A 12047-nucleotide genomic window follows, 5' to 3' on the forward strand; every position below is an offset into this window, starting at 1 on the left:
GACCGCTGGCTTTTTATTCGCCTCTCATAGCCGCGAGTTGGCCACCGACGCACCGACGCGCGGCTAGTTCGCCGGAATCGTCACCACGGGTGCCTTGCTGCTCGTATCCGCCTCGGCCAGCGCCATCAGATTCTGCACGACCGTAAACGCATACTTCGAGTCGAAGTCGTTACGATCCACCCAGTAAGCCGAGGGCCCGTAACCGATCATCACATAGGCGTCGTCAGGGGGCGTTTTTCCTGAATGCACGATGATGGTCGGCCGGGTCTCACCGCCGATCAAACCCACGGTCGGCTTGGTCGAGCCGTCGTCGATGCGTTCCAACGGCACCTGCACCTGAGCGCCCAGGTCGGTCAGAATGCCGAGCACCGAACGCGTCACCATCGGAATCTTGTCGCCCTTTTGCGATGCAGACGACGGCCCATAGACGATCTCATAGGTCCGCGTGGTCGCCGACAGATGCAGCAGCTTGCGCACCCGCGCGAGATCGGCGCCGGTCTGTGGCGACTCGCCGCTGGTCGTCGCGCCCATCACGAGATACACGCCCATCTGGGTGTTCTTGCCGTCGCCCTGGCGCGACTCCACATTCAACTCACCGGCCAGTTGCAAGCGGCGTAGCGCTTGCAACAACTCGAAGAAGCCCGGCGCACCGGCGCTGTTTTCGCCGCCGAGCGCATTGCCGTTCTGCAGGCCGCCCACTGATTGCGCGGTGATCCGCAGCAGCAGGTCGATCGGAATGCCGCCTTCGGCAAGCGGCAATACCAGCGAGGGCGCGAGCGGCCGGATATACGCGGAAGCGAATGCTTCGCCGGTGGTCGGCGTGAAGGTGAAGGTCGGGTGATTCGAATAGGACACGCTGCCTGTCGCGAGCGCGTAGCTCGGCTGACTGCCGGAGCCGGCATTGGCCGTGGCGCCGCCGGTTGCGTCGAAGCTGTAGGCGGCGATGATGCTGCTGACGGTCAGGAACGCCGGCGCATCGCCGTAACGCAGGCCGACCACCGCGGCAAGAATTTCACGTTTCTTGGCGTCGCCGAGGGCGCGCGCGTAGTCGACCTGGTCGGCCTTGAGGCGGGTCGGTCCGATATGCACGCAGGCCGAGGTAAGGCAAGCCGCGCACAGCGCCGCAGCCACAGAAGCTGTTCTGATCATCGCAATGAGATGCGCGGATGGCAATCCGCTGAAGAATGGACCCTCAACGGCGGTAGCAGATCACATTCCCGATGCGTCGAAGCAGAGGCAAATTTTGCGGATGATTCGATGCGCAGGCGGTTTTCTGCTGTGTTTCCGGTAGCAGGGCGTTAAGCGCTATCGGTTCGTGGATTGCAAGAATTGCACGGATGAGGCCGCGAGTAGCAAGACATTCTGTAAGCAAGCCCGCGGCTTCACCACGTCACGACGCCTGAGCGACAGTGGGCGTGGCAATGCTGGCCGCGTCCGCTGAACGATGCGTGCCGTCGAGCGTGCTGCGATACCCTCGCGATTGCATTTCAGCGAGTCTGCTGAGCGTTCTCGACAGATCGTGCGCGCCTTCGAGTCCGCTTAGCGCCGCCTCGATCGGTTGATCGGACGCGATGAACAGCGTGCATTTCCGGTCGTAGAGGATATCGACGAGCCAGATGAGCCGCTGCAATGGTTGGGCTTTCTCCAGCCACTCGGTGTGCACCTGATCGAGAATCAGACCGTGCCATTGCTCGGCGAGATCCAGATAATCAAGGTGCGAACGGCTCGCCACGCACAGGTTCTCGAAGTCCGCCCAGAGCAGGGCGGCCCCCGCGGCGCGTGCCGCGAGCGGGCGCCCTGCGGCGCTGACGGTGGCCGGTTCCAGCGTCTCGCTGCCTTCGTAGCGTATGAAAATTTGCAGCAGTGCGTCGCCGGTTGCCGCGTCGAGTGGCGCAAAAAAATGCGGCAGCGCCGCTTCTTCGCCACCGAACCGGTAGTCGCGATCGCCGTCGAAGTGGATCACGGTGAAACAACGCTTGATTTGTTCGATCGTCGGCCGGAAACGCTCGTGAAACTCGGGATCGGACAGCAAGGCGTCCGGTGCGTAGTTAGAAGTCAGCACGATGCGCGTGCCGAGACTGATTGCGGTATCGAGAAAACGGCCCATCAGGAACGCATCGGCGATATCGTGCACGTGAAATTCGTCGAAGCACAACAGCTCCACGCCATCGAGCCATTGTCGCGAGACCGACCCGAGCCGGTCGTCGCCGCGCGGCTCGCTCACCAGACGCCGGTTCATCTCGCGCAGAAACTCGTGAAAATGCAGGCGCCGCTTCCGGCAGCTTGCCAGTTCGAATACGGTGTCGACCACCAGACTTTTGCCGCGACCGGGCAACCCGTGGCAATAGACGCCCTGATGCGCGAGCGCGGAGCCCGATTTCAGGTGCCGTCCGTGGGCGCCCAGTAACGTAATTAGCGCCGCGATGGCGTCGCGCTGCGTTGCATCGGGAACGATATCGCGCGCGGCGAGGGCGCCGACTACCTGTGCTTCGTCGAGCATGAATTGTAATTTCCGTCCGTTAGTTCGTTAGTCCGTCAGCCGGTTAGCGGCTCAACACGCGTTGCAGTTCCCGCGGATCAACCGGCTTGGTGAAATGATGATCGAAGCCGGCCTGTTCGGCGGCCTGCTTGTCCTGCTGCTGGCCCCAGCCGGTGACGGCGATCAGCAGAATGCCCGCATCGCGATGCTCGAGACGAATGCGCCGCGCCACTTCATAACCGTTCAGACGTGGCAAGCCGATGTCGAGAATCACCGCGTGCGGTGCGAATTCACCGATCAGTTCCAGGCCCGCGATGCCGTCGCCTGCCGTGCGCACCTCGTGGCCTTCGAGTTCGAGCACCATGGCGAGGCTATCGGCGGCGTCCGCATTGTCGTCGACGATCGCCACGCGCAAGCCTGCCGCGCGCGGCACCTCGGCCGGAGCACTATCGACCTGCTCCGGCGTCGCTTTCGAGAGCGGCAGACGGATCACGAACTCGCTGCCGCTGCCCGGACCGCTGCTCAACGCGGCGACCGTGCCGCCGTGCAGTTCGGCGAGACCGCGCACCAGCGCGAGACCGATGCCGAGCCCGCCTTGCGAGCGCTCAAGCGCCGGGGCGAGTTGCGAGAACATTTCGAATACGCTGTCCAGATGCTCGCGCGGAATACCGATGCCCGAATCGCGCACGACGATCACCGCTTCATCGCCTTCGCGCTCCGCGGCGAGCGAAATGCTGCCACCCGGCGGCGTGTACTTGGCCGCGTTGTTCAGCAGGTTCAGGATCATTTGCGAGAGGCGGGTGGGATCGGCGTCGAGATAGAGCGCCTCGCGCGGCAAGGTCACACTCAGGTGATGCGCCGACGCCTGCACGGTGGGCCGCGCCGCTTCCATGGCGGACTGCATCGCGCGCGCGAGTTCGAGTCGCTGTTTGCGCAATTCGAGCTTGCCCTGCGTGATGCGCGACACTTCCAGCAGGTCGTCGACGAGGTGCGTCATGTGTTGCAACTGCCGGTCGAACACGTCGCGTGACCAGCTCAGTTGCGGGTCGGCGAATTCCTTCAGCCGCAGGATTTCGAGCACATTGCGCATCGGCGCGAGTGGATTGCGCAGTTCATGCGCGAGCGTGGCGAGAAATTCGTCCTTGCGGCGATCGGCCTTCGAGAGTTCCAGATTCAGATGCTGCAGTTGCTGTTCGGCATGCCTGCGCCCGGTGATGTCGCGACTCACGCTGACCGCGCCGTAGATGTCGCCGCGCGCGTTCGCCAGCGGTTTGACCACCGTTTCACAGACCCCGCGGCTGGCGTCGCGGCGCACGAAAGTTAGCTCGCTGCGCCACGTGCCGTCGGCGGCGAGGGCGGCGCGCGCTTCCCGGCGGATGCGCAACGCGTCTTCCGGCGGATGGAAGATCGCGATCGGCCGGCCGAGAATTTCGCGCATGCGATAACCCAGCATGCGCTCGCCGCCGGCGTTGAAATCGGTGATGTTGCCGCGCAGGTCGGTGATGACGATCGCGTCGCTCAGGTGCTCGAAAATCGCCGCCTGGCGCAACAACACCGTCTGCGCATCCTTGCGTTCGGTGATGTCGGTGCCGAGACCGTAGATCGTCAACGGCTCGCCGTGACGGTCGTAGGTCGCGCGGCCGCGGCCTTCCATCCAGCACCAGTCGCCGCTTGCATGCAGAAAGCGGAACTCTGCCACGTAATCGTCACTGCTGGCCACCGCGTGCTCGACCGCCTCGTTGAGCGCGATCAGGTCGCCGGGATGAATCAGTTCGAAAAAACCACCGGGCATGTTCGCAAAGCGTCCCTCGGCGTAGCCCGCGAGCGCTTCCAGTTCACGGCTCCACCAGAACTTGCCCGACTTCGGCTCGAGCGACCACGCCCCCATGCGCGCGCCGCGCATGGCGAGGCTCAGCACGTCACGGCTTTCCTGCAACTCTTTCTGCGCGAGCTTGTGCGCGGCGACCGAGGCTTCCGCGTTGCGGCGCGCGAGCAACAACTCCTGCTCGTACTTGTGACGATCCGCGACGATCAGCACCGCCACTTCAAGGTAGCTGCCGTCGCCATGACGGCGGAGCACCGCATTGAGCAGCATCGGCACCATGCGTCCGTCCCGATGCATCATGTTCAGTTTGACCTCGGCCACCGAGCCCTGCATTTGCAGCAACGGCGACCAGTGCGTCTGATAGAACACCTTGCCGCCGGCGGTCAGCAGATCCTGAATGTGTTTCACCTCGGCGAGCGCCGCCGCGTCATAGCCAAGCCAGCCGCAAAAGGTGGCATTCACGCGCAGGATCCGGCCGTCGGGCGCGGCCAGCAGCAAGCCGCAGGCGGCGTGCTCGAACAAGGCGTCGGAGGACGGCAACGGACGCTGCGTGCTTCGCATCGTCTTACAGGCTCAGCGGTTCGAGAAAGGCGCGCATGGCCGCGGCGCTCGCGCCGGGCGAGCTCAGATGCGGGCAATGGCCGACGTTCTCGATGATGTGCAGCGTGCTGGCGGGCATCATCCGTTGCATGTATTCGCCGACGGCGCGCGGCGCGATGATGTCGTCGCTGCACTGCAGGATCAGCGTGGGCGCCGTGGCGCGCGGCAGGATCGCACGGTGATCGGAGAGAAAGGTGACGCGCGCGAAATGCCGCGCGATCTCGGGGTCGGTGCGGCAGAAGCTGTTGGTCAGCTCCACACCGAGCTCGGGCTGCGTCGGCGCGCCCATGATGACCGGCGCCATCGTACTCGACCAGCCGAGGTAATTGCCTTCGAGCGTGTGTAGCAGGTCTTCGATATCCTCGCGCGTGAAGCCGCCGATATAGTCGCCGTCATTCACATAGCATGGCGACGGCCCCACCATGATCTGCGCGGCAAAAAGCGCCGGCGCCTTCAGACTGGCGAGGAGCCCGATCATGGCGCTCACCGAATGGCCGACGAACACCACCGGCCCGTCGGCGGCTTCTTTGACAATTTCGATCAGGTCATCGGCATAACCCTGCAGCGAATCGTATTTGCCGATGTCGTAGGCGGACAGGTCCGACGCGCCGCTGCCGACGAGATCGAACAGCACGGTGCGGTACTCGCCGTGGAACGCGGGCACGAGATAGCGCCACATGGTTTGATCGCAGCCGAAGCCGTGCGCCAGGACCATGGTCCGCTTGCCGCTGCCGGAAATCTTGACGTTGTTGCGCTTGCTGATGCTCATTGTTAAATCCCGAGGCCAGCCGGCCTGAGCGGCGGATACGCGAGGCCCGGCATGGATGTGGCAATGTTACCGCAGTCTTGCCGCGAGGCCGTGTGTGCCAGGCGGCGGGCCGAGCACGATGGGCCCTACGCCGTTTTGATTTCCGGCGGGTTCGCCCCGGCCGGCTCCAGTCCAAAACGTTCGTATTGCGAAATCACCTGCGCGCCGAATAGAAGCAAGGTCGCGAGCCACTCCAGGCTGAACAGGATCACGATCGCCATGGTGAGCGATCCGTACACCACGCTCACCTGCGAGAGCGTGGCAAAGTACCAGACCAGCACATGCCGCGTAATCTCCCACAACACGGCCGCAACAATCCCGCCGAACAGCGCATGTTTGAGCGATGGGCGCCCAACCGGCATGACCAGATAGATCGACGTCAACACAAAAACCTCGCCGGCGAGGCCCAGCAGATACAACACGACGCGCGACAATCCCTGCAGCGAAACATGCAGGCCGAACAGATCGACACCTTCGGCGCCCACGGCCTCGAGCCCGCTCGATACGAAGGTCACGATCAACAAGCCGACGCCGAGAAACAGGATGTAGCAATAGGGCAGCAGCGCGGAGAGCAAAAAATGCCGCCGCCGCACCACCACGCGATGCACGAAAATCAGCGACATCGCGTTCTCGAGCACCGTGAAAGCGAGCGAGCTGAAAAAGATCATGGTCAGCAGCAGCACCCAGCCGATCACCGCGCGATGCGCCAGAAAATTGGCCAGTTCCCGTACGAGCGCGGTGGACTGTCCGGGCACGAGCCATTGCAGCAGATGAGCCAGCGCCGCCAGCAGAATGTGCTGCGGGACGAGTCGTGACAACGCGATCACGATCAGGATCATCAGCGGCACAATCGACAATAGCGCGTAATACGCGACCGCCCCCGCGAGCAGCAAACCCTGGTTCGCGCGGAAAGCCTTCAGCGTCTGCAGGATAAACGTGCCGGGATGTTTCGCGACATACAGCGCGTGTTCGTCGATGATGGTTTGCATGGGGCCCTCACGTTGCGCGTCACCGCATCTGCTGGGAGAGCCGCGGGTTTCGGCGCTTGCCTTGTTTATGAAGCAAGAACGCAGCCACCCCATCGTGCATGGGAATGAATGGGCCGTGACGGCGGGAACGTAGTTTGCTTTGCTTCGACAGCAGAATGTCCATCAAATCATATGAACAACGCGACTGATCAAGCCGAATCCGCTGACCTCGTGGTCGCGCGTCCGGAGGGCTTGTATTGCCCGCCCGGCGACTTCTATATCGACCCATGGCAACCCGTCGAGCGGGCCGTGATCACGCACGCGCATTCCGATCATGCGCGCTTTGGGCATCGGCACTATCTTGCGTCGCGGGCAGGCGCGAACGTGCTGCTTTCGCGCCTGCCCGGCATCACGCTGCAAACGCTTGCGTATGGCGAGCGGCTCGAGATGGGCGGCACTTGCGTGTCGCTCCATCCGGCGGGACATGTGCTGGGTTCCTCGCAACTCAGGATCGAGCACAAAGGGCGCGTGTGGGTCGCCTCCGGCGATTACAAGCTCGATCCCGATCCCACCTGCGACGCGTTCGAACCAGTGCGTTGCGATACCTTCATTACCGAATCGACCTTCGGTCTGCCGATCTATCGATGGGATGCGCCGCAAACGATCTTCGACGGCATCGATTCGTGGTGGCGTCACAACGCGGCAGAAGGACGCGCGTCGGTGTTGTTCTGCTATTCGTTCGGCAAGGCGCAACGCGTGCTCGCCAGTGTCGATGCGGGGATCGGGCCGCTCTTCTGCCACGGCGCGGTCGAGCCGCTCAATCGGGCCTATCGGGAGGCCGGCGTGCGCTTGCCGCCGGTGCGTCTCGTCAGCGAAATGCCGGCGAAAGATAAAGCGGCTTTCAAACACGCGTTGATCGTGGCGCCGCCGTCGGCGCAAGGCAGCGCCTGGCTCAAACGTTTCGGCGACTATAGCGATGCGTTCGCTTCGGGATGGATGCGTTTGCGCGGCGCGCGGCGCAGACGCGGCGTCGACCGCGGCTTCGTGCTGTCGGATCACGCGGATTGGCCCAGCCTGCAAACCGCGATTCAGGCGACAGGGGCTGAACGTGTCATCGTGACGCATGGTTCGGTCGAACCGATGGTGCGTTGGCTGCGCGAGCAGGGCCTCGAAGCGGGCGCGTTTGAAACGCAATACGGCGACGACACGGTTGAAGCGGACGCCGCGGGCGCGGACGAATCCGTCGCGGAGCACGGCGCGCAGACCGGCATCCAGAACATCGGCGAGCGAGACGGAGCACCTATCGAAGCAAATCAGAATGACGCGCCCGAAGCAGACAACGCAGCGGACGGTTCATAAACCTTCATGAAACGCTTCGCCGCTCTCTATACCGCGCTCGACGCAACGACCTCCACGCACGACAAACTCGAGGCGCTCACCAGCTATTTCGCCGCCGCTGAGCCCGAGGATGCGGCATGGGCGTCGTACTTTCTCGCCGGCGGCAAACCGCGCCAATCGGTGCCCACGCGGCTCCTGAGCGAAATCGCCCGTGACCGCGCCGGCTTGCCGGAATGGTTATTCGAGGAGTCGTATCACGCAGTCGGCGATCTGGCTGAAACCATCGCGCATATCCTGCCGCCCGCTCAGCGCAGCACCGAACTCGGCCTCACGCAATGGATCGAGCAACGCGTGCTGACGCTGCGCGGCGTGGCGCCGGAAGAATTGCGCGTGCGCTTGCTCAGCTATTGGGACGAGCTCGATTGGGGCGGCCGTTTTCTGCTGACCAAACTGATCGGCGGCGGCTTTCGGGTCGGTGTGGCTCGGCAACTGGTGGTGCGGGCACTGGCGACAGTGGCGGGCGTCGATCATAAGCGGATCGCGCAGCGCATGGTCGGCTGGACCGACTCGCAACAGAAGCCGGATGCGGCACGGTATCTGCGCTTGATTGCGCCGGAGCCAGGCGGTGACGATGCGCAATCCGGCGAGCAAATCCATGACAGCGATTTCGGCCTGCCGTATCCGTTCTTTCTTGCGCATCCCTTGCAGGCCGATCCGGCAACGCTCGGTGAGCCGTCGAACTGGCAGATCGAATGGAAGTGGGACGGCATTCGCGCGCAATTGGTGAAACGCGGCGGGCGCGTCTGGCTATGGTCGCGCGGCGAGGATCTGATTACGGAGCGTTTCCCCGAAGTTGCGGCACTCGGTGAAGCGTTGCCCGACGGCTTCGTGATCGACGGCGAAATACTTGCGTGGGAACCGGGCGCGGTGTCGCCGTTGCCGTTCGCGCGGCTGCAACCGCGCATTGCCCGCAAAACCTTGACCAAAAAAATTCTCGCCGATTCGCCCGCCACGCTGCTCGCCTACGATCTGCTCGAAGCGCACGGCAAGGATCTGCGCATGACGCCACTGGCAACGCGGCGCGCGCAACTCGATGCGCTGGCAACTTCATTGGACGGCACGCTTGCACGCGATCTCTTGCGCGTGTCACCGGTGATTTCCGCATCGGATTGGGCCACGCTTGCGAAGCTGCGCGACGAGAGCCGCGCACGCGGCGTGGAAGGTCTGATGGTGAAAGAACGCGAATCGATGTACGGGGTGGGCCGCACCAAAGCGTCCGGCACATGGTGGAAGTGGAAGATCGATCCCTATGCGGTGGATGCGGTGCTGGTGTACGCGCAACGCGGTCACGGGCGGCGTGCGAGCCTGTACACCGACTTCACCTTCGCCGTGTGGGACGAAGCGAACGGGGTACGCACGCTCGTGCCGTTTGCCAAGGCTTATTCCGGACTGACCGATGAAGAAATGCGCCAGGTGGACGCGATCGTGCGCAAGACCACGATCGAGAAATTCGGCCCGGTGCGCAGCGTGACGCCGACGCTGGTCTTCGAAATTGGCTTCGAGGGGATTCAGGCGAGCCCGCGCCATAAGTCCGGGGTCGCGGTGCGGTTTCCGCGCATGCTGCGCTGGCGCACTGACAAACATATCGACGACGCCGATACGCTCGCGATGTTGAAGGGTTTTATCGACGACCGTGCGGGATAACCCGCAGGCCGGATGCCATCACGCGTTGCCGCGTGTGCGGTAAATCTCACCCTCGTATTCAGCCGATCACTGCGTGTTTTCCCCAACTCGTTGCGACTATATTCGCCCGTATATAGCGGGCTAATGATGTGGGTGGAACACCAGGTTATGCGCAATGCACGCGGCAAGGGCGGCATGCACGGTGGAAGTGCGTTATATCCATACTTCAGCGCAACATTCCGGCATTGCGACGATGTATCGGCGGGAGTCAAGAGAGCAGAAATGAGGAAGCGGCGCAGCAGTCAGTGAGTTATGGTGAGGAGGTAAGGTATGTGTGGCGGGCACATCGGACGATGCGAGGTTAAAACCGAAGCAAACGCCTGGTGCGCAATGAGCGCCCGCTGCCACTCAGGAGCGAATCTTGCACTCAGGTTCCGCAGTGTCCAAAGACGGCACTTGGAAAAAGCCAGGGAGAATATGGTGACGTTAGACGACAGAATGGACGAGAACGATGACGTCGTAGTCTGGCGGCCTATCCTGTATGCGATGGCATCAAACCGCCGCGTGCTCGTGGTCGACGATTACCGGGAAGCCGCCGACGCTTTGCAGATGCTGCTGAATGCAGACGGCTTCGAGTGCCGCGCTCTGGAAGACCCGCTCGCGGTATGTGAGATGGCCTGCGAGTGGCAGCCGTTCGCCATTGTGCTCGACATCAAGATGCCCGGCCTTGACGGCCTTGAGCTGGCTCGCCGTCTGCGGGCAGATCCGCTGACGTCGGACATGCTGCTGGTAGCCTGTACGGCTTTCGCTTCACGCGAAGACCGGGTGCGCGCGAAGGCCGCCGGGTTCGATGCGCATTGCGCTAAACCCCTGACGCCGGAGCGGCTCTTGCGCGTGCTCGAGTCGGCAGCCGCGCTGCATGCGATTGGGCCGCCTTGAAGACGGCCCGCGCGCGGGTCCGCCGGTTGCTGTGACATTCGCAACGCCGCGCGTTTCGCGCACGTCGCCCATGTTCATTCGCACTCTGGAGGCTCGTCATGACTCACACGCACTATCCCGCCCCGCCGTTTCCCAACCAACAGCAAAACCACACCCCTGGTCGCACGGCGGAGATGAACCCGCAACCTGACCATGGCGAGAAATCGTATAAGGGCTCCGGACGTCTTGCGGGCAAAGCCGCCATCGTGACCGGTGGCGATAGCGGGATTGGCCGCGCGGTCGCCATTGCATTTGCACGCGAAGGGGCGGACGTGCTCATCGCTTATCTCGACGAAGATGACGACGCGCGCGAAACCGCGCGCTGGGTGGAAGAGGCGGGTCGTCAAGCCGTGCTGCTGCGTGGCGATATCACGAGCCCGGAGCATTGCAACGAGATCGTCAAGCGGGCGGTAGAGGCGTTCGGCCGGCTCGACGTACTGGTCAACAACGCCGCCTATCAGATGAGCTACCCATCGCTCGAAGCAATCAGCGATGAAGAATGGGATAAAACCTTCGATACCAACATCGGCGCGATGTTCAGGATCACGCGCGCGGCGGTCAAACACATGAAGCCGGGCGCTTCGATTGTGAACACGTCGTCGATCAACGCGGATCATCCGAATCCAGGCTTGATCGCTTATGCGACGACCAAGGGCGCGATCCAGAACTTTACGGGCGGCCTTGCGCAATTACTGGCGGAGAAAGGCATTCGTGCGAACTGTGTGGCGCCGGGGCCGATCTGGACACCGCTGATTCCGTCGACTATGCCGCCGGAGAAAGTGGAAAAGTTCGGCGAGCAGGTGCCGATGAAACGGCCTGGCCAGCCTGCCGAGCTGGCGGCGGCCTATGTGATGCTCGCATCCGATGAAGCCAGTTATATCTCTGGCGCGACAATCGCGGTCACCGGAGGAGCACCCATTATTTAGGGTTCTCGAATGGCCCTCAATCTACGTTTCATTCCGGCGCGTACTTGAATTCAGGTAGGGCTTCCAGCGACTTTTTTGTCGCCTCGGGCAGAACGACGCGCCGGTTATTGATCTGCAAGTCGGTGAACGGCACGGCGACCAGATGCTTGCCCATGCCAAGGAAACCGCCGACCGACAGGATCGCGTACGTGCTGCGATCCGCACTCGGCGAAACGATCAGATCGTCCAATGTGCCGATGGTGTCCTTGTTCTTGTTGTAGACATCAGCGCCGCTCAGCTTCGAGGCGCGATAGCCGCTCGCTAGCTGGACGACGTCCGTGCGTTTCTCGGTGATGGCTTGAGGCGCGCCTTGGGCATACGTGACGTTGCTGCCCGCCAGCGTGCCGAAAAGCAGTGCGGCTGCGATGAGCGGTTTGGTTGTGATGGTTTGCATCATGATGGT

10 protein-coding genes are annotated in these 12047 nt (G+C 62.9%); 4 read left to right on the plus strand and 6 right to left on the minus strand.

Going from position 1 to position 12047, the window contains the following annotated elements; genetic code table 11:
• Window positions 1-63: 63 nt before the first annotated feature.
• The 5 genes from PQR53_RS25930 to PQR53_RS25950 form a co-directional block, all read right to left on the minus strand.
• On the minus strand, window positions 64-1149 hold the full coding sequence (locus tag PQR53_RS25930) for a hypothetical protein (protein WP_408460369.1): 1086 nt from the start codon (window positions 1147-1149) through the stop codon (window positions 64-66).
• 241 nt (window positions 1150-1390) lie between these two features.
• Window positions 1391-2500 (minus strand): cell division protein ZapE, encoded by a 1110-nt coding sequence (gene zapE, locus PQR53_RS25935; protein WP_408460371.1) that lies wholly within the window; start codon window positions 2498-2500, stop codon window positions 1391-1393.
• Between the two features lie 43 nt (window positions 2501-2543).
• The gene (locus tag PQR53_RS25940; protein WP_408460373.1) at window positions 2544-4865 is read right to left on the minus strand and encodes a PAS domain S-box protein; all 2322 of its coding nucleotides are present in this window, start codon (window positions 4863-4865) and stop codon (window positions 2544-2546) included.
• A gap of 4 nt (window positions 4866-4869) precedes the next feature.
• Window positions 4870-5673, minus strand: coding sequence for an alpha/beta fold hydrolase (locus PQR53_RS25945; protein ID WP_408460375.1), 804 nt, complete (start codon window positions 5671-5673; stop codon window positions 4870-4872).
• 125 nt (window positions 5674-5798) lie between these two features.
• The gene (locus PQR53_RS25950) at window positions 5799-6701 is read right to left on the minus strand and encodes a YihY/virulence factor BrkB family protein (protein ID WP_408460378.1); all 903 of its coding nucleotides are present in this window, start codon (window positions 6699-6701) and stop codon (window positions 5799-5801) included.
• Between the two features lie 171 nt (window positions 6702-6872).
• On the opposite strand from PQR53_RS25950, the gene PQR53_RS25955 reads away from it, so the two are divergent.
• The 4 genes from PQR53_RS25955 (at window position 6873) to PQR53_RS25970 (ending at window position 11605) form a co-directional block, all read left to right on the plus strand.
• A complete protein-coding gene (locus PQR53_RS25955) occupies window positions 6873-8039 on the plus strand; it encodes a ligase-associated DNA damage response exonuclease (RefSeq protein ID WP_408460380.1) in 1167 nt (388 codons plus the stop codon).
• Between the two features lie 6 nt (window positions 8040-8045).
• The gene (locus PQR53_RS25960; protein WP_408460382.1) at window positions 8046-9722 is read left to right on the plus strand and encodes an ATP-dependent DNA ligase; all 1677 of its coding nucleotides are present in this window, start codon (window positions 8046-8048) and stop codon (window positions 9720-9722) included.
• A 477-nt stretch (window positions 9723-10199) separates the two neighbouring features.
• Window positions 10200-10640 carry a response regulator gene (locus tag PQR53_RS25965; protein WP_408460385.1) on the plus strand — a complete coding sequence of 147 codons (441 nt, stop codon included), beginning with the start codon at window positions 10200-10202 and terminating at the stop codon, window positions 10638-10640.
• 98 nt (window positions 10641-10738) lie between these two features.
• Entirely contained in the window at window positions 10739-11605 is an 867-nt protein-coding gene (locus tag PQR53_RS25970) for an SDR family oxidoreductase (RefSeq protein WP_408460387.1), read from the plus strand.
• Window positions 11606-11633: 28 nt separating this feature from the next.
• Here the strand turns inward: PQR53_RS25970 and PQR53_RS25975 are convergent, their stop codons facing one another.
• Complete coding sequence (locus PQR53_RS25975) at window positions 11634-12041, minus strand: PRC-barrel domain-containing protein (protein WP_408460390.1); 408 nt, start codon at window positions 12039-12041, stop codon at window positions 11634-11636.
• Between the last annotated feature and the right edge of the window lie 6 nt (window positions 12042-12047).

The sequence above is a fragment of the Paraburkholderia fungorum genome (assembly GCF_046027605.1).
In the GTDB taxonomy this organism is placed as follows: Bacteria; Pseudomonadota; Gammaproteobacteria; order Burkholderiales; family Burkholderiaceae; genus Paraburkholderia; species Paraburkholderia fungorum_F.

What these genes read in the sequence shown, in the direction of transcription:
- zapE (WP_408460371.1), bottom strand. Translation starts at nt 2,500, where the DNA reads ATGCTCGACGAAGCACAGGTAGTCGGCGCCCTCGCCGCGCGCGATATC.
- PQR53_RS25960 (WP_408460382.1), top strand. Translation starts at nt 8,046, where the DNA reads ATGAAACGCTTCGCCGCTCTCTATACCGCGCTCGACGCAACGACCTCC.
- PQR53_RS25965 (WP_408460385.1), top strand. Translation starts at nt 10,200, where the DNA reads ATGGACGAGAACGATGACGTCGTAGTCTGGCGGCCTATCCTGTATGCG.
- PQR53_RS25945 (WP_408460375.1), bottom strand. Translation starts at nt 5,673, where the DNA reads ATGAGCATCAGCAAGCGCAACAACGTCAAGATTTCCGGCAGCGGCAAG.
- PQR53_RS25940 (WP_408460373.1), bottom strand. Translation starts at nt 4,865, where the DNA reads ATGCGAAGCACGCAGCGTCCGTTGCCGTCCTCCGACGCCTTGTTCGAG.
- PQR53_RS25970 (WP_408460387.1), top strand. Translation starts at nt 10,739, where the DNA reads ATGACTCACACGCACTATCCCGCCCCGCCGTTTCCCAACCAACAGCAA.
- PQR53_RS25975 (WP_408460390.1), bottom strand. Translation starts at nt 12,041, where the DNA reads ATGATGCAAACCATCACAACCAAACCGCTCATCGCAGCCGCACTGCTT.
- PQR53_RS25930 (WP_408460369.1), bottom strand. Translation starts at nt 1,149, where the DNA reads ATGATCAGAACAGCTTCTGTGGCTGCGGCGCTGTGCGCGGCTTGCCTT.
- PQR53_RS25955 (WP_408460380.1), top strand. Translation starts at nt 6,873, where the DNA reads ATGAACAACGCGACTGATCAAGCCGAATCCGCTGACCTCGTGGTCGCG.
- PQR53_RS25950 (WP_408460378.1), bottom strand. Translation starts at nt 6,701, where the DNA reads ATGCAAACCATCATCGACGAACACGCGCTGTATGTCGCGAAACATCCC.